Genomic DNA, 18,091 nt, shown 5'->3' on the forward strand with positions numbered 1-18,091 from the left:
CCTGTATGATACCGCAAAATACATAGAAATATTTTTCTAATTTAGGAAAGTTGACCCAACATGATCAGTTACATTGTTTTTTTCACACTGCTACTTCTAATTACATTACTTGGAGTTTACGTCGTGATAGAAAATAATCGCAAAAAGGCACGTGAAGCCGAAAAGAAAGTTTTTAATAACCGTTTAAAAGAGATAACAACCAACTTTAAACATAAAACTGCTGAGTATGTAGACGCCAAAATACTGCGCCCTAAATACGCACCAAAAATCAATGCAATCGTCAGTAACTTCTTTGTCGTTCAAGCGCACACAGAAGCCAATCTGAGTCAGCTTGAGCTAGTCAGTGAATTATTTACCCGTACCGTTGGTACTGAATTAGGTAAGTGTAGGATCACTGGTAATATCGACCTACTTGCTGAGCAACTGCAATATTTCGTAGCGGAATTACCCAGCAATGGCATTGCCTACAATAAAGATTTCTACTACGAAATACTGCCAGCATTAATTACGCTGATCAAAACTCCGGATGTGCCGATGGGTATGGAAACCGACGCTGAGGTACATGAAGAAGGCTCTGACGATAGGGGCGACAATGAGTTAGGTGAGCAGACTGCACAACAGATGTTAGATGCAAGACAAAGGTTAACAGCCAGCTAGTAAATATTGTGTTGAATTAATCAAATTCGAGTTGCTTTTAATCAGCATACTGTATAGATTAACAGTATAACCACTGTTTGGATGCACAGTATGCTTATTAACTTAGAAATTAAAAACTTTGCTATTGTAAACGCGCTACAAGTTGAGTGGCGCTCTGGTATGACCGCCATTACCGGCGAAACGGGTGCCGGTAAGTCTATCGCTATTGATGCACTGTCATTGTGCCTCGGTGAACGAGCTGATGCCGCAGCCATTCGTCCCGGCGCAGACAAAACGCAAATAAGCGCACACTTTGATATCTCAGAGCTTCCCATCGCAAAACAATTTTTAAGTGAGCATATGCTCAACAACGAAGATCAGGATTGTATTCTACGCCGAGTTATTGGTAAAAATGGTCGCAGCAAAAGCTATATCAACGGCATTGCCGTTACCGCAGGCCAACTCAGAGAGCTAGGTCAACATTTAATTTCCATTCACGGCCAACATGCTCATCAATTATTACTCAAACCTGAGCATCAACTTCATCTGCTTGATGCCTATGCGGGGCACCATGCTTTGCTCAATGCAGTCAATGCCCAATATAGTCACTTCAATAAGCTACAACGTGAATATAGCGAGCTGCAAAAGCAACAGCAAACACAAGCTGCAAAGCAACAACTACTCGAATATCAAGTTGCTGAACTAGATGAGTTTGCACTGCAAGAGGGTGAATTTGAGGAAATAGAAACCGAACATAGTCGCTTAAGCCACAGCCAGACGATCTTAGAAACTTGTCAACGAGAGCTTGCTCACCTGTATGAAGATGATCAAACCGTGCTCAGTCAATTACAGCATAGCGCGCAAAAGTTTTGTGAACTGGCAGGCTATGACAACCAGCTGAGCTCTATCGCACAAATGCTTGAAGAAGCCGCAGTACAAATAGAAGAAGCCTGTCGCGAAGTGCGTAGCTATGGAGAAAACATTGAGCAAGATCCAATGCGTCTACAAGAGCTAGAAGAGCGCCTGTCAAAAGCGATGGACTTGGCACGTAAGCATGCGATAAAGCCAGATGAACTATACGCTTTTCATCAGCAGTTGAAACTTGAACTAAACGAAATCAGCTCAGATTCAGCGCGTTTAGATGCTCTGGAGCAAGAAATTGCCGATGCTATACATGCCTACAATATTGCCGCCAAAGGGCTCAGTGAAAGTAGACAAACGGCAGCTGGGCAGCTCAATAAACTGATCTCAAAAAGTATGGCTTCTCTTGCCATGGAAAATGGTCGTTTCGCCATTGAGCTAACACAAAAACAACAACAAAAACCCGCAGCCAGCGGCTTTGATGACATAGAGTTTTTAGTTTCAACTAACCCCGGCCAACCACTACAGCCACTAGGCAAAGTCGCTTCGGGTGGTGAACTTTCACGTATTAGCTTAGCTATTCAGGTTATTATCGCACAGCGTGTTACCACCCCAACATTGATATTTGATGAAGTAGACGTGGGCATCTCAGGCCCGACAGCATCACAGGTGGGTAAGTTACTCAGACAGCTGGGTCAATCAACGCAAGTTATTTGTGTAACACACTTACCACAAGTTGCATGTAGTGGTCATCAGCAGTTTTTTGTCGCTAAAGTTGTTGAAAACGGTGAAACCTTCACCTCTATGAAACCACTAGAGCATGATATGCGTGTTGAAGAAATTGCCCGTCTGATCGGTGGTGACAAAATTAGTGCCACCACCAAAGCCAGCGCGCAAGAGCTTTTGACAGTACAAAGCGCATGATGCTGTAGATTGCTGTCGAATAATCTGAGTGGCCAACATGGAGTCGGGCTTTCCTAGGCGAAAACTCGCAGGGCATCTAAAGTGAAAGCTTTTATGATACCGCTTCTTCTGAAATATATAATTGCGTTGATTGACACCACCACTGTGCTCACTTTACCGTCAATGGCACTCAGTTTCACAAAAAAGCCCGCATATGCGGGCTCGATGGTCTTACTACTTAGTTTGAATCATTAAAACCTTTGCTTGGCTTAAACACCCAAATAATCCATGATCCCCTCAGCCGCATTACGGCCTTCAAAAATAGCGGTTACGACTAGATCCGAACCTCTTACCGCGTCACCGCCAGCGAAAATTTTCGGGTTACTAGTTTGGTGAGTAAACTGGCCTTTTTCTGGTGCTTCAATGCCGCCCCAATGGTTAATTTCTACGTCATATTGCGCTAACCAGTCCAAGCTATGTGGTTTAAACCCGAAGGCCATTAACACCGCATCAGCGTCCAATATATGCTCAGAGCCCGGTACTTCTTCTGCTCTGCGACGGCCATTTTCATCGGCTTCACCGAGCTGAGTTTGTACCATTTCTACGCCCTTAACGTGGCCGTTGTCATCAACTACAATCCCCTTAGGTTGTAGGTTAAATCTAAACTCAACCCCTTCCTCTTTGGCATTTTTTACCTCACGGCGAGAACCCGGCATATTTTCTTCATCACGGCGATACGCACACACCACTGACGTTGCGTTATGACGCACCGATGTCCTCACACAGTCCATTGCAGTGTCACCGCCACCAAGTACAACAACTTTTTTACCCGCCATATCGATAAAGGGTTGTTTTGACTCATCATAACCCATGACGCGGTTAGTATTACCAATCAAAAATGGCAATGCATCGTAAACGCCTTGTGCATCCTCGTTCGCCAACCCACCACGCATACTTTGATAGGTACCTACACCAACAAACACCGCATCATACTGAGACAGCAATTCATCCATACTGATATCTTTCCCGACCTCGGTGTTAAGCACAAACTCCACCCCCATTTCGGTAAAGATTTCACGACGTTTTTCCATCACCGACTTTTCTAATTTGAATGAAGGAATACCAAACGTTAACAGCCCACCAATTTCAGGGTTACGGTCAAACACAACTGGCTTCACACCGTTGCGAACTAATATATCAGCACAGCCTAAACCCGCAGGACCTGCACCAATAATCGCCACCTTTTTATCACTCCAAACCACATACGACATATCAGGCTTCCAGCCCTGAGCAAAAGCAGTATCGGTGATGTACTTTTCAATATTACCAATCGTCACTGCGCCAAACTCATCGTTGAGAGTACAAGCTCCCTCACACAACCTGTCTTGCGGACAAACACGGCCACAGACTTCTGGCAAACTATTGGTACGATGAGATAACTCAGCAGCCTCGAATATACGCCCTGTTCTGATCAACTTTAACCATTGTGGTATATAGTTGTGTACTGGACATTTCCACTCACAATAAGGATTACCACAGTCAAGGCATCGGTCCGACTGCGAATTCACCTGACTGGTAGAAAAAGGCTCGTAAATCTCCACAAAAGATTGCTTACGCGTTGAAATTGGTTTCTTACGCGGGTCAACTCTTTGTACGTCAATAAATTGATAAACGTTTTCGCTCATACTTCCCCCTATTGAGCCTGCACACGAAGCTCAGCGCTACTGCGCGCTCTATGCCCTAATAGGCTTTTTACATCGCTTGATTTTGGCTTTACTAACTTGAACATTGGTAAATACAAATCAAAGTTAGCTAATACTTGCTCTGCTCTTGATGAACACGTTAATTCAAGGTGCTCGGCTATCAGACCTCGTAAATGCTCTTGATGAGACGGTAGCTGTGCTAGCTCAACTATTTCAACAAGCTCGGGGTTAATACGTTTTGCAAAGTCATTACCTTCATCTAGAACATATGCAAAGCCGCCGGTCATGCCCGCACCAAAGTTGACACCCACTGCACCTAGAATACACACAACACCGCCAGTCATATATTCACAACCATTGTCACCGACACCTTCAACCACGGCTTGTACCCCCGAGTTACGAACAGCAAAGCGCTCTCCAGCACGTCCTGCGGCAAACAACTTACCTCCAGTCGCACCATACAGACAGGTGTTACCCATGATAGTCGCTTGATGGCTGGCAAAGCTTGATCCCATGGGGGGTCTGATGACCAACTTACCGCCAGCCATGCCTTTACCAACGTAATCATTCGCATCGCCCACCAGAGTCATTTCCAAGCCACCAGCATTCCACACACCAAATGACTGACCCGCAGTACCATGCAATTCGATAGCAACTGGATCTGCCGCCATTCCCTGATTGCCGTGTTTACTAGCTATATAACCGGACAACATTGCCCCTACTGAGCGGTCTGTATTGCCAATTCGGTTGACCAAAGAAATTCCGGTTTTGTCGTCAATTGCCTGTTTTGCTTTGTCCAACAGTAGCTCATTCAACTCACCTTGATAGTGAGACGTATTGGCAGCACTACAATACAGCGTTTCACCTGATGGATTATTTGGCTTAGCAAGTAAACCCGATAGATCCAGCTTATTCTGTTTGGCGGTACGCCCCTCTATCATTTCCAATAGATCCGTACGACCAATTAAATCAACCAGACGTTTAACACCCAGCTGCGCCATTAACTCACGTGCTTCTTGCGCAATAAACTTAAAGTAGTTCATCGCCATCTCAGGTAAACCGTGATAATGCTTTTGACGTAAAGTTTCGTCTTGAGTAGCAACCCCTGTAGCGCAATTATTCAGATGACAAATGCGCAGGTATTTACACCCAAGTGCCACCATAGGCCCAGTACCAAAACCAAAGCTCTCCGCCCCCAAAATTGCTGCTTTGATAATGTCTAAGCCTGTTTTCAAACCACCATCTGTTTGTAGACGAATACGATGACGTAAGCCATTTTCAACTAGCGCTTGTTGAGTTTCGACCAAACCGAGTTCCCATGGGCTGCCGGCATATTTAACCGATGTCAGCGGACTGGCACCTGTGCCACCGTCATAGCCTGCGATAGTTATCAAATCGGCATATGCCTTTGCAACCCCTGTGGCTATCGTACCGACACCTGGCTCAGAAACTAACTTGACCGAAATTAAGGCATCAGGATTTACCTGTTTTAGGTCAAAAATAAGCTGAGCCAAATCCTCAATTGAGTAAATATCATGATGCGGTGGTGGTGAGATCAAGGTAACACCAGGCACCGAGTAACGCAGTTTGGCAATATATGGCGTCACTTTCTCTCCCGGTAGCTGCCCACCCTCACCCGGTTTTGCACCCTGCGCAACTTTGATTTGAATAACGTCGGCACTTTGTAAATAGTGTGGTGTAACACCAAAGCGACCAGAAGCAACCTGCTTGATCCGTGAGTTTTTCTCGGTGCCAAAGCGTAACTTATCTTCACCCCCTTCACCCGAATTAGAAAATCCACCTAAGCGGTTCATCGCTATTGCTAACGCTTCATGCGCTTCAGGGGATAAGGCACCAATACTCATTGCGGCTGAATCAAAGCGCTTATAAAGCTCTGTAGCAGGCTCAACATCATCTATGCTGATTGGCGTTTGGGTTTTTAACGCGAGTAAATCGCGTAAGTTTGTTACTGGGCGATTGTTTACCAATTGCGCGTATTTTAGGTAATCTTCATAACGACCCGAGCGTACCGCTACCTGGAGGCTTTGCACCACATCAGGGTTGTATGCGTGATATTCACCACCATGTACATACTTAAGCAATCCGCCATGGCTCAATAATTTGCGCTTACTAAACGCCAGTTTGTGTAATTTCGTCTGGTCCTCAGAGAAATCTTCAAAACACGCGCCTTGAATTCGATTTGCTACGCCTTTGAAGCAAAGGTCAACAACACTCTGTGACAAGCCAACGGCTTCAAAAAGCATTGAACAACGATACGAGGCGATGGTGCTGATGCCCATCTTCGACATGATCTTATACAAACCTTTGTTGATGGCGTTGCGATACGCCAACGTAACTTCACGGTAGGTTTTTTTAATTACTCCAGAGTCACACATAGCGACCAAGGATTCGTATGCCAAGTATGGATATATCGCAGTTGCGCCAAAACCAAGTAACACAGCAAACTGATGTGGATCTCTTGCGCTGCCGGTTTCAATGATAATGTTTGAGTCACAGCGCAAGTTCATATTCACTAGCCTTTGCTGCACCGCCCCCACAGCCATCGCTGCGGGCACTGGCAAAGTGTGCTCACTGATATCGCGGTCACTCAGTACCACCATCACACAACCTGCCTGAGCTTTCTGCTGAGCCTCATCGCAGATCCGTACAATGGCATTTTGTAAGCCTTCTTCAGGCGAATACTGTAACGAAACCTTACAAATAGAGTAGTGCTCGTCATCCGCATTACGCAGTTGTTGCATATCTGAATAAGACAATACAGGTGAATCAAATTGTAAACGTTTGGCGTGACCTGTCGTCTCATTAAAGACATTTTGCTCTCGACCAATACAAGTCGCCAACGACATCACATGATTTTCACGCAGTGGATCAATCGGCGGATTGGTCACTTGAGCAAACTTTTGACGGAAATAGTCGAACAGCGAACGATACCCCTCTGACAACACAGCAAAAGGTGTATCATCTCCCATCGAGCCCGTTGCTTCTTGACCATTTTGGCCCATTACTCGAAGTACCTGCTCCAACTCTTCATTGCTGTAGCCGAATAACTTCTGATACGTCAGTAAAGCTTGGTCGTCTAAGTCACGACCGCCAGCCTGTTGTTCATCTAACTGCTCAAACGGTGTCAGTCGCTTTACATTTTGCTCTAACCAAGCTTTATATGGATGACGTGCTTTAAGATCTTGGTCAATTTCATCCGATTGCCAGATTTTTCCATGCAACGTGTCTATCACCAATAACTCACCTGGACCAACGCGACCTTTATCTATGACTTCGTCAGCCGCATAATCCCAAATACCGACCTCGGAGGCGAGCGTGATAAAACCATCTTGAGTCAGTACGTAGCGCGCGGGTCGTAAGCCATTTCTATCTAGGTTACACGCAGCAAAGCGCCCGTCTGACATTACAATGCCCGCTGGCCCATCCCATGGCTCCATATGCATTGAGTTAAAGTCATAGAATGCGCGCAGGTCTTCGTCCATTGCTCGGTTTTTCTGCCATGCAGGTGGAACCAACATCCGCATTGCACGAAATAGATCCATCCCGCCCGCCAGAAACAACTCTAACATGTTATCTAAACTAGACGAGTCAGAACCTTCTTCATTAACAAAGGGAGCTGCGCTTTGTAAATCTGGCAATAACGGTGAAGAAAACTTATAAGCACGCGCTCTAGCCCACTGACGATTACCCGTAATGGTGTTTATTTCACCATTATGAGCCAAATATCTGAACGGTTGAGCCAAAGGCCAACGAGGCTGTGTGTTGGTTGAAAATCGTTGGTGGAACACGCAAATCGCACTCGTCATGCGCATATCAGCCAAATCCAGATAAAAATTTGGCAAATCAGCAGGCATCATTAGCCCTTTGTATACCGTTACCAAGCCAGATAAGCTCGATATATAAAACTGTTTATCCTCGAGTAAGCGCTTCTCGATGCGACGTCGAGCAATATACAAGCGACGTTCAAGATCTTTTGGTCGCCAACCTTCTGGTGCACTAACAAATACTTGCTCAAATCTAGGCAACTGTTTTAACGCTATTGGACCTAGCATAGATGGATCCGTTGGCACTTCTCGCCAACCAACAAGCGTTAAAGTTTCTTTTTCTAATTCTTCATTAACAACTTTTCGTGCCGCTTGAGCCAGCTCACTATCAGTGTTTAAGAACAGCATACCAACCGCGTAGTTTTTCCCTAATCGCCATTGTTGCTCTGCAGCAATCGCACGAAAGAAACTATCGGGTTTTTGTAATAATAATCCGCAGCCATCACCAGTTTTACCATCGGATGCAATACCACCACGGTGCTGCATTCGATCTAGGCCAATGATTGCCGTGCGAATGAGTTTGTGGCTTGCTTGGCCATTGATATGTGCTATCAAGCCAAAACCACAGTTATCTTTTTCTAGTGCCGAGTCATATAACATGGACTCCTCCCCTTGCTACAACTGCCATTGGTTACACTTCTAACGAGATTTTTTGACAGATATTCAAAACTAGCGAGGTTTTAAATTGGAGTCAACACAATTATGAATACATATTCACTAACATGAATATTTCTCATTGGTATGATAAATTAACCGAAAGTGGTGATTTAGAGCTAAAACCACAAAAATCGACCAAAAAAAGGCCATGACACCAGTGTCATTTTGAATTAAAAGTTAACAAAAATACCTCCATAGCCCAGTTTACGTAAACGTAAAGCACAGAACAAGTGAATAATTATTCAACCGAATTAGAATTGTCACCCGTATTTTGAGAGATGCTGTGCATATTATTCAGCATGTTCGCTGATTACATATCGTTACCTCAATCGACATACCAAGTTCGGGGGAGGAGCAGCTTAACGTTAACGTCAACTTTCATTCTATGTAAAATGGTAATCTTGGGGACTAGGCACAAAAAAGCCCAACTAGAAGCTGGGCTAAATAGAATGATTTTGATAGAAGATGTTTACTCAGCCGAGCTAGACTCTTCCGTCTTATACTTTGCTGCTGTTTCTTGGATTAGTGGCTGTAACTCACCACGTTGAAACATTTCAATGATAATATCGCAGCCGCCGATCAACTCGCCTTCAACCCACAGTTGTGGAAAAGTCGGCCAATTAGCGTAATGCGGTAATTCAGCACGGATATCTGGGTTAAGAAGAATATCAACGTACGCAAATTGCTCGCCGCATGCCATTAATGCTTGCGCAGCTTGTGACGAAAAACCACAGTTCGGTAATTTTGGAGAGCCTTTCATATAAAGAAGAATCGGGTTTTCAGAAATTTGCTGTTTAATTTTATCAATGGTTTCCATCTTTAACCTCAAAGTGACGATAGCGTTCGGTCCGTGATAGTAAAGCGAGCTTGAAATATCACCAATAAGACCATATTTACGATTAGTATTAAGGCAACGCCATTGCTGTTTGCCAAAACTTGAGTAAAATACTCGGGAATTATAGTATCACTATAATGCCAATTCGTATAGAACAGAGCAATTATCTACGCTATGTTTGGTACTGCGATTTGGCATTCAAACAACAAAATGGAGATTAACATGGCATTTGAACTACCGTCACTACCTTATGCAATCGATGCGCTTGAGCCTCACATTTCACAAGAGACTTTAGAGTTTCACCACGGTAAGCACCACAACACTTACGTAGTTAAACTAAACGGCTTAGTTGAAGGTACTGAATTCGCTAACAAAACTTTAGAAGAAGTGGTATGTAGTTCAGAAGGTGGAGTATTTAACAACGCTGCTCAGATCTGGAACCACACATTCTACTGGCACAGCCTATCACCAAATGGTGGTGGTGAGCCTACTGGTAAAGTAGCTGAGCTAATTAACGCTAAGTGGGGCTCATTCGCAGCATTCCAAGAAGCATTCAACGATAAAGCTGTTAACAACTTCGGTTCAAGCTGGACTTGGTTAGTACAACTTGCAGATGGTTCACTTGATATCGTGAACACCTCAAACGCTGCGACACCGCTAACTGAAGCGGGTGTTACACCAATCCTAACCGTTGACCTTTGGGAACACGCTTATTATATCGACTACCGCAATGTTCGTCCTGACTATTTGAAAGGTTTCTGGGCGTTAGTTAACTGGGAATTTGCGAACAGCAACCTAGCTTAACAATTACGACGAATACGGCAATAGAATTATTGCAATAAAAGGCACTGTCAGTGCCTTTTTTTATTTCCTCATCTTCCCCACACAAATGCATTAAATATTTGGAATTTTTAGGCAAATTTCAAATATCAAGACTAAGCTTAAAGTAACCTTTTCCTTTGTAGATAAAACAGCTTTTTTTATGTAAGCAGGTTACTGGAGGTCGTTATGACGATATTTGAACACTACCAAGCCAGATATGAAGCAGCACAAGAAGAAGAGTACAGTATCGCCGAATTTCTTGAGATCTGTAAAGAAGATAAATCGGCCTATGCAAGTGCTCCAGAACGCCTATTAATGGCGATTGGTCAGCCCGAAATGATCGATACAGCGAGCGATGCACGCCTTAGCCGGCTTTTCTCTAACCGCGTGATTGCACGCTACCCTGCTTTTGATGAGTTCTACGGAATGGAAGATGCGATAGAGCAAATTGTATCTTACTTGAAACACGCCGCGCAGGGGCTTGAAGAATGTAAGCAAGTTCTTTATTTGCTTGGTCCTGTTGGCGGTGGTAAGTCCTCTATCGCAGAAAAGCTCAAGTACTTAATGCAGCAAGTACCGATATATGCAATCAAAGGCTCTCCTGTAAACGATCACCCTCTCTCCTTATTTAACCCAATCGAAGACGCAGAATTACTTGAAAAAGAGTATGGCATCAAGCCCCGCTACTTAAAAACAGTAATGTCACCTTGGGCAGCAAAAAGGCTACATGAGTTTAACGGTGACATTAGCAAGTTTAGAGTCGTTAAGCGCTACCCGTCTATTTTGGACCAGATTGCCATAGCAAAAACCGAACCCGGCGATGAAAACAATCAGGATATTTCAGCCTTGGTGGGTAAAGTAGATATCAGAAAACTTGAGCACTACGCTCAAAATGACCCCGATGCCTACTCCTACTCTGGTGCACTGTGTCTTGCTAACCAAGGCTTGATGGAGTTCGTAGAAATGTTTAAGGCACCAATAAAGGTGCTACACCCATTACTAACTGCTACCCAAGAAGGCAATTACAATGGGACTGAAGGAATTTCAGCATTGCCTTTCAGTGGCATGATTTTGGCCCACTCAAACGAATCTGAATGGCAAACCTTTAAAAACAACAAAAACAACGAAGCATTTTTAGACCGTGTTTATATTGTCAAAGTGCCGTATTGTCTACGAGTCTCTGAGGAAGTTAAAATTTACAACAAGCTCATTGAAAATAGTGAACTTGCTCTTGCGCCATGTGCGCCTGGCACCTTGGAAACCCTAGCAAAGTTTGTTTCACTGTCACGTATCAAAGAGCCTGAAAATTCAAGCATCTACTCGAAAATGAGGGTATATGATGGCGAAAGCTTAAAAGATACAGATCCTAAAGCTAAGTCCTATCAGGAATATCGAGACTATGCGGGGGTTGATGAAGGCATGACTGGGCTATCTACCCGCTTCGCGTTCAAAATACTGTCTCGCGTATTCAACTTTGACCATGCGGAAGTGGCAGCAAACCCCGTGCATTTATTTTATGTACTGGAGCAGCAAATTGAGCGTGAGCAATTTAGCGCAGAGGTACAAGAGCGATATTTAAGTCATCTGAAAGGCTATTTAATTCCGCAATATGTTGAGTTTATAGGCAAAGAGCTACAAACCGCCTATCTAGAGTCATACTCTGAATATGGACAAAACATTTTTGACCGTTATGTAACCTATGCTGATTTTTGGATTCAAGATCAGGAATACAGAGATCCCGACACAGGCCAGTTGTTTGATAGAGCAGCTTTAAATGCTGAACTAGAGAAGATTGAAAAACCAGCGGGGATTTCTAATCCTAAAGATTTCCGCAACGAGATAGTGAACTTTGTACTACGCGCGAGAGCGCACCACAATGGTCAAAACCCTGTGTGGACCAGCTATGAAAAGCTACGCACCGTTATAGAGAAGAAAATGTTCTCTAACACAGAGGAGCTACTTCCTGTTATTTCATTTAATGCGAAGACCTCAGCTGAGGATCAGAAAAAACATGAAGACTTCGTTAACCGTATGGTTGAAAAAGGGTATACCCAGAAGCAAGTACGATTACTCTCTGAATGGTATCTAAGAGTTAGAAAATCACAGTAATACGATTAGAAACTGAGAGGGTGATTTATGGCGCATTTTATAGACCGTCGCCTGAACGGTAAGAACAAGAGTACCCTAAACCGACAACGTTTTATTAGGCGTTATAAAAAGCAAATAAAAGAAGCGGTGTCGGATGCTATCAACAAACGCAGTGTCACAGATACGAGTAGCGGTGAGAGTATCTCAATTCCGCAACGAGACATCAGTGAGCCTGTGTTTCATCAAGGCAAAGGTGGAGACAGAGAACGGATCCACCCAGGTAATGACCAGTTCAGCACTGGGGACAAGATCCAACGTCCCCCTTCTGGCCAAGGTGGAGGAGCAGGCCCAGGTGACGCCAGCGATCAGGGCGAAGGCGAAGATGATTTTGTCTTTTCTATCTCAAAAGATGAATATCTAGACCTGTTGTTTGAAGATTTGGAGCTACCAAACTTAAAACAAAGTCAATTAGATAAGTTGGTTCAAATGAAAACCCATCGCGCTGGATTCTGCAATGATGGGATGCCCAGTAACTTAGATATTGTACGCTCACTGCGAGGCTCGCTAGCACGCCGCGTTGCTATGTCTGCGAGTAAACGTAGACGCTTAGCTGAGGCAGAAGAGGAACTACGGGTTCTATTAGACGAACCTGTACCGCCTCAACAAAGAATTACCGAGCTAGAAGCTGAAATTGCAGACCTAAAACAGAAAATCGCTGCTGTGCCGTTTATAGACAACTACGACTTGCGTTTTAGAAATTATGAAAAGCGCCCACATCCAACCAGCAAAGCGGTGATGTTTTGTTTAATGGATGTGTCTGGTTCGATGGATCAAGCAACAAAAGACATGGCAAAACGTTTTTATATTTTGCTGTACCAATTTCTTACTCGTACTTACAAAGATATTGAAGTGGTGTACATCAGGCACCATACCCAAGCCAAAGAAGTCGACGAACAGGAGTTTTTCTATTCACAAGAAACCGGTGAACAATCGTCTCTAGTGCCTTGAAGTTGATGGACGAGATTGTCAAAGAGCGTTACTCACAAGGTGATTGGAATATTTATGCTGCACAAGCTTCGGATGGTGATAACTGGGCGGATGATTCGCCACATTGTACAGATATTATGACCAACAAATTACTCAAAGTTGTGAGGTATTATGCCTATATTGAGATCACTACTCGAGCACATCAAAGCTTATGGCGCGAATATCAAGCAATTGCTAATACTCATGATAACTTCGCAATGCAGCACATTCGCACAGTGGAGGATATTTATCCCATCTTTAGAGAGCTGTTCAAGAAAAACCGTCAACAACAAGGCGCAGCTTAGCCACATTGGAGGGAGCTTATGAGTTATAAGCCAATGAATGATGGGCCTGATTGGACCTTTGATCTGCTTAACGAATATCAAGCTGAAATAGCCCGTGTAGCAGAGCATTACAGGTTGGATACATACCCAAATCAAATAGAAGTGATAACGGCTGAACAAATGATGGATGCATACTCAAGTGTTGGTATGCCTATTGGCTACAGTCACTGGTCATTTGGTAAGAAATTTATTGCAACCGAGCAAAACTATAAACGTGGGCAAATGGGCTTAGCCTATGAAATCGTAATTAATTCAAACCCATGTATAGCTTACTTAATGGAGGAAAACACACTCCCCATGCAAGCGCTTGTAATGGCACATGCTTGCTATGGACATAACTCATTTTTCAAGGGCAATTATTTATTCAAAACTTGGACAGATGCTTCATCTATTATCGATTACCTAGTTTTTGCAAAGAACTATATCGCCGAGTGTGAAGAAAAGCATGGTATTGATGAAGTAGAAAATTTACTGGATTCTTGTCATGCACTAATGAACTACGGCGTTGACAGATACAAACGTCCTCAGCAAATTTCAATGTACGAAGAGCAAAAGCGACAGAAAGAGCGTGAAGATTATTTACAGTCACAAGTTAACGAACTTTGGCGCACCATTCCTGTTAGTCAACAAGAAGAACGCATGAAGAAAGTGCGTTTCCCCAGCGAGCCGCAGGAAAACATCCTCTACTTCATTGAAAAAAATGCGCCTTTGCTAGAGTCATGGCAACGGGAAGTTATTAGGATCGTTAGGAAAATATCCCAATACTTTTATCCTCAAAGACAAACCCAAGTGATGAATGAGGGCTGGGCAACATTTTGGCATTACACGATTTTAAATCACCTCTACGATGAGGGCAAAGTCTCTGATGCCTTCATGCTCGAGTTCTTACAAAGTCATACCAATGTAGTCTATCAACCTCCCTATAACAGCAAGTTTTATTCAGGTATCAACCCCTACGCCCTAGGCTTTAACATGATGGTTGATATTCGCCGCATCTGCGAAAATCCAACTGAAGAAGACAAAGAGTGGTTCCCTGAGTTTGCAGGTAGTGACTGGTTAGATACACTACATTTTGCAATGGAAAACTTTAAAGATGAAAGCTTTATCAGCCAATTCTTATCTCCAAAATTGATAAGAGATTTCAAGCTGTTCACGATTATTGACAAACAGTCAAACCCACATTTGGAGGTAGGAGCCATTCATAATGATGTTGGCTATCAAAGGGTAAGATCATCATTGTCAGCTCAGTATAACCTAAGTAACAACGAACCGAATATTCAGGTATATGACGTAGACGTTCGAGGGGACCGTTCTCTAACGCTCAAATATGTTCCGCAAAATGGGATCCCTCTTGCAGAGTCAAAAGCTGAAGTTTTAAAACACCTCTACAGACTTTGGGGCTTTGCAGTTCGACTTGAGCAAGTAGACGAAAATGGCGAAGCGCAAGTCATCGCACAATGTCCTTTAGAAGAAGAAGAGGATTAAAGTCATTCCACGTAGAAAGTAACACAAGTTGCCTTGTGTTACTTAATTTGCGTTATTGGCCTTAACTGAGTCCTTTTTTAACTCTGGCGTATATTGAGTAACTTGGTTTCTACCTGTTTCTTTAGAGTGGTACAAAGCCATATCAGCAGCTTCAATCCACTGCTCATGTTTTGTGAAGCTTGGACTGTACGTTGCAAACCCTACGCTTACCGTGATCTTGATCTGTTGTTCATCATAGAAAATGGATGACTTTTCTATCAGGCTACGCAGGCGCTCTGCAAAAACTCTCGCGCCTTCAGCATCTGTATCAACTAACGTGACTGCAAATTCTTCACCACCATATCTACCCGCAGTATCAGTCTCTCGCAAAGTTTTTTTCAATAGATCGGAGATATGCCTGATCGCTTCGTCACCACCACTATGGCCGTACTCATCATTGACGGTTTTAAAATGGTCAATATCAAACATCAGCAGTGAACTACAGCCGTTACTACGTCTGAGGCGCAAAAACTCGTTACGTAACCCTGCTTCCCAATATCCACGGTTGGCTAATTGTGTCAAACTGTCGGTTCGGCTAATACGCTCCAGTTCATGATTCGCCTTTTCCAGCTCAATCTTGTTCATCGCTTCATCGGTGACATCATAAATAATGATACATATGTGCCCGACCTCACCTGTCACCGTTGACAGTGGAATAATGGTTGAGTTTTGATACATATAATCCGCTTTTCCAGTGATCGGACGATAGTTCTTAAAGCGGAATATATAAGGCTGTTGCTCCCAAATTGTAAATGAACGATTCTTCAATACAAATACCGACTCAGCTTTTGAACGAAACCACTTTTCATCAATACTTGGAAAAATGTCAAAGATATCTTTATCTTTAACCGCACTGGGTAATAGTCCTGAATGGTTTTCCATAAAACCATTCCACACACACACTCTATACTCTCTGTCTAATACCACCAGACCTATGTCAACTGTGTTGAACATGTCCATTAACCAGTGTATTTCATTCATTTCAAAATCAGCAGCAGGCATAGTTTTAATCTTCTAATAAATAGGCGACTTTATATTTCAAGGTTTTTAACGAGTCTTCTGTAAACAATAACATCAGATCACAGTTAATATTGTGGTTTTCTATACCATAACTGATCTCTATCGCTAATGTTCTTTGCCAGCGACTCTTATTCGCCTTAACTAAGTCAGACACATCGCAGTGCTGCCCTAAAACCACAGGGTGTCCCTGACTGAAAGACATGTCTAATTGTTTTGATAGTCCGGTTAAAATTGCGCCAATCAAGATATTGCTAATATCCATCAGCAATTCTAACTCTACCTTGTCGTTTAGCTCGCCTTGATAGTTCATAAGCGATGCGACTTCTTTAAAGCTTGAGTCATTCAACAATAGAAGCGCTTCACCAGATACACCTCCACCAATAAACCCTTGGCATACGCCTGATGTACTGGCATTGGCATCAATAGCTTGTAGCGCCATGTGCAACTCGCTTACCTCTAGTACATTCACATTAGGAATTGGTAACTCGACGAATACATTCAGTAAGCGTGCAAGCAAATCCCCTGCTTGCCCCATAGCAACATTCGTTAGCTCCTGATAGATATCTCTGATCTCAGGTTCTAGCTGTTCTCCAAGTTTGTGAACCAAGCTTTCTCTAATAGCTCTATCTCGAATACCATGATGTTCAATGATTTCCACCAGCTTAGCTGAATCACAGGGTTTGCGGATAAAATCAATTGCGCCAAGTTCAATAACTCGTTGGTGTGCGTTTGGCTGAATATCTCCAGAAACCACTACCGTGAGCACATTCAAGCCTTGCTCATTGATCGCTTGCAAAACTCCATAACCATCCATTTGTGGCATGTTTAAATCTAAGAAAAGAATTTCTGGTGAGAATTTTTTAATTTTTTCAATACAATCAATACCGTGCTCTGCAAACTCTACTTTTATGTCCCAATCACTTGGCAACGAGCGTGCCAACTGTCGGCGCGCCAGTTTTGAGTCATCACATATTAAGACCAATGTTGACATAAAAGCTCTCTTACATTGACAAACCACAATATTAATGAGATGTTATTAAATGGTTGCATTTGTTATTATAGGTATTCTATATTAGGATACCGCTTATTTTTACGGCACATGTTAATAAAATCAGCCTTGATTTACAACGTAATTCCTACCGTAACCTTGGTTCATAGCTAACAGTATAATACACTCTCAATGATTACGATAACTGACATAGGACTTGTTTATGTACAAAGCAATAATTCTCGCTACCGCATTGTTTTCAACACAGCTTTTGGCAAAAGATTTTCAAGAAAATCAAATAGATAATGGCAAAGTAAACGCAAATGGCAAACCTGTAACTTTATTAGGTAATGGTGTAAAGGTAGGCCAACAAGCCCCCGACTTCAAAGTTGTTGATGGGTCATTTGTGCCTGTTACATTAACAAGTTTCAAAGACAAAGCTGTTTTAATTAGCGTGGTACCAAGTTTAGATACAGGTATATGTAGCTTGCAAACCAAACATTTCAATGAAAAAGTTGCTGGCGAATTTAGCGATGTTGTGATGTTAACTATTAGTGCTGATTTACCTTTTGCACAGAAACGTTTTTGCCAAACTGAAGGCATCGATAAAGTACAAACGCTCTCCGACTCGGTATGGCATGATTTTGGCAAAAACTATGGCTTGTACATCAAGGATATGGGGTTATTGAGCCGCGCTGTGTTCGTATTAAACAAAGAGCACAAAGTAGTCTACAAACAACTGGTTGAAAATTTGGCAACAGAGCCAAATTACGAGCAAACTCTTGAAGCGCTAAAAGCCCTCTAAAACAGCTTCAAAAATAAATTCTGTCATAAAAAAA

The 18,091-nt window shown here is 43.0% G+C and carries 11 protein-coding genes and 1 pseudogene; 7 read left to right on the forward strand and 5 right to left on the reverse strand.

The features are described from left to right. The first annotated feature begins 63 nt into the window (after window positions 1-63). Both C2M32_RS11935 and recN read left to right on the forward strand, forming a co-directional pair. Window positions 64-657: a hypothetical protein gene (locus C2M32_RS11935; RefSeq protein ID WP_442792716.1), complete on the forward strand. Its 594-nt coding sequence runs from the start codon at window positions 64-66 to the stop codon at window positions 655-657. Window positions 658-747: 90 nt separating this feature from the next. Beyond that, window positions 748-2,421, forward strand: a complete 1,674-nt coding sequence (gene recN / locus C2M32_RS11940; RefSeq protein WP_105168622.1) for a DNA repair protein RecN — start codon at window positions 748-750, stop codon at window positions 2,419-2,421. Between the two features lie 248 nt (window positions 2,422-2,669). On the opposite strand, the gene C2M32_RS11945 is transcribed toward recN, so the two are convergent. From C2M32_RS11945 to C2M32_RS11955, 3 genes are all read right to left on the reverse strand, one after another. Continuing rightward, entirely contained in the window at window positions 2,670-4,085 is a 1,416-nt protein-coding gene (locus tag C2M32_RS11945; RefSeq protein ID WP_105168623.1) for an FAD-dependent oxidoreductase, read from the reverse strand. Window positions 4,086-4,093: 8 nt separating this feature from the next. Further along, window positions 4,094-8,548 carry a glutamate synthase large subunit gene (gene gltB, locus C2M32_RS11950; protein ID WP_105168624.1) on the reverse strand — a complete coding sequence of 1,485 codons (4,455 nt, stop codon included), beginning with the start codon at window positions 8,546-8,548 and terminating at the stop codon, window positions 4,094-4,096. Window positions 8,549-9,074: 526 nt separating this feature from the next. Further along, window positions 9,075-9,422 carry a Grx4 family monothiol glutaredoxin gene (locus C2M32_RS11955; protein WP_070985589.1) on the reverse strand — a complete coding sequence of 116 codons (348 nt, stop codon included), beginning with the start codon at window positions 9,420-9,422 and terminating at the stop codon, window positions 9,075-9,077. A 240-nt stretch (window positions 9,423-9,662) separates the two neighbouring features. Between C2M32_RS11955 and C2M32_RS11960 the strand changes: the two genes are divergently transcribed. The 4 genes and pseudogenes from C2M32_RS11960 (at window position 9,663) to C2M32_RS11975 (ending at window position 15,205) form a co-directional block, all read left to right on the forward strand. After that, the gene (locus C2M32_RS11960) at window positions 9,663-10,244 is read left to right on the forward strand and encodes a Fe-Mn family superoxide dismutase (RefSeq protein ID WP_070991546.1); all 582 of its coding nucleotides are present in this window, start codon (window positions 9,663-9,665) and stop codon (window positions 10,242-10,244) included. 204 nt (window positions 10,245-10,448) lie between these two features. Next, entirely contained in the window at window positions 10,449-12,371 is a 1,923-nt protein-coding gene (locus C2M32_RS11965) for a PrkA family serine protein kinase (protein ID WP_105168625.1), read from the forward strand. Window positions 12,372-12,398: 27 nt separating this feature from the next. Beyond that, window positions 12,399-13,681 (forward strand): annotated as a pseudogene (locus C2M32_RS11970) (YeaH/YhbH family protein). Between the two features lie 18 nt (window positions 13,682-13,699). Continuing rightward, entirely contained in the window at window positions 13,700-15,205 is a 1,506-nt protein-coding gene (locus C2M32_RS11975; protein ID WP_105168626.1) for a SpoVR family protein, read from the forward strand. A 42-nt stretch (window positions 15,206-15,247) separates the two neighbouring features. Here the strand turns inward: C2M32_RS11975 and C2M32_RS11980 are convergent, their stop codons facing one another. Continuing rightward, complete coding sequence (locus C2M32_RS11980; RefSeq protein ID WP_105168627.1) at window positions 15,248-16,246, reverse strand: sensor domain-containing diguanylate cyclase; 999 nt, start codon at window positions 16,244-16,246, stop codon at window positions 15,248-15,250. 4 nt (window positions 16,247-16,250) lie between these two features. Then, window positions 16,251-17,255: a response regulator gene (locus C2M32_RS11985; protein ID WP_105168628.1), complete on the reverse strand. Its 1,005-nt coding sequence runs from the start codon at window positions 17,253-17,255 to the stop codon at window positions 16,251-16,253. Between the two features lie 220 nt (window positions 17,256-17,475). Here C2M32_RS11985 and tpx point away from each other — a divergent pair, with 220 nt between their 5' ends. Further along, window positions 17,476-18,057, forward strand: a complete 582-nt coding sequence (gene tpx / locus C2M32_RS11990) for a thiol peroxidase (RefSeq protein WP_105168629.1) — start codon at window positions 17,476-17,478, stop codon at window positions 18,055-18,057. The last annotated feature ends 34 nt before the right edge of the window (window positions 18,058-18,091 follow it).

The sequence above is a fragment of the Pseudoalteromonas sp. T1lg23B genome, assembly GCF_002964665.1.
GTDB lineage: Bacteria > Pseudomonadota > Gammaproteobacteria > Enterobacterales > Alteromonadaceae > Pseudoalteromonas.

Coding starts and splice junctions, on each gene's coding strand:
- recN (WP_105168622.1), top strand. CDS start 748: ATGCTTATTAACTTAGAAATTAAAAACTTTGCTATTGTAAACGCGCTA.
- C2M32_RS11955 (WP_070985589.1), bottom strand. CDS start 9,422: ATGGAAACCATTGATAAAATTAAACAGCAAATTTCTGAAAACCCGATT.
- C2M32_RS11945 (WP_105168623.1), bottom strand. CDS start 4,085: ATGAGCGAAAACGTTTATCAATTTATTGACGTACAAAGAGTTGACCCG.
- C2M32_RS11985 (WP_105168628.1), bottom strand. CDS start 17,255: ATGTCAACATTGGTCTTAATATGTGATGACTCAAAACTGGCGCGCCGA.
- gltB (WP_105168624.1), bottom strand. CDS start 8,548: ATGTTATATGACTCGGCACTAGAAAAAGATAACTGTGGTTTTGGCTTG.
- tpx (WP_105168629.1), top strand. CDS start 17,476: ATGTACAAAGCAATAATTCTCGCTACCGCATTGTTTTCAACACAGCTT.
- C2M32_RS11975 (WP_105168626.1), top strand. CDS start 13,700: ATGAGTTATAAGCCAATGAATGATGGGCCTGATTGGACCTTTGATCTG.
- C2M32_RS11965 (WP_105168625.1), top strand. CDS start 10,449: ATGACGATATTTGAACACTACCAAGCCAGATATGAAGCAGCACAAGAA.
- C2M32_RS11960 (WP_070991546.1), top strand. CDS start 9,663: ATGGCATTTGAACTACCGTCACTACCTTATGCAATCGATGCGCTTGAG.
- C2M32_RS11980 (WP_105168627.1), bottom strand. CDS start 16,246: ATGCCTGCTGCTGATTTTGAAATGAATGAAATACACTGGTTAATGGAC.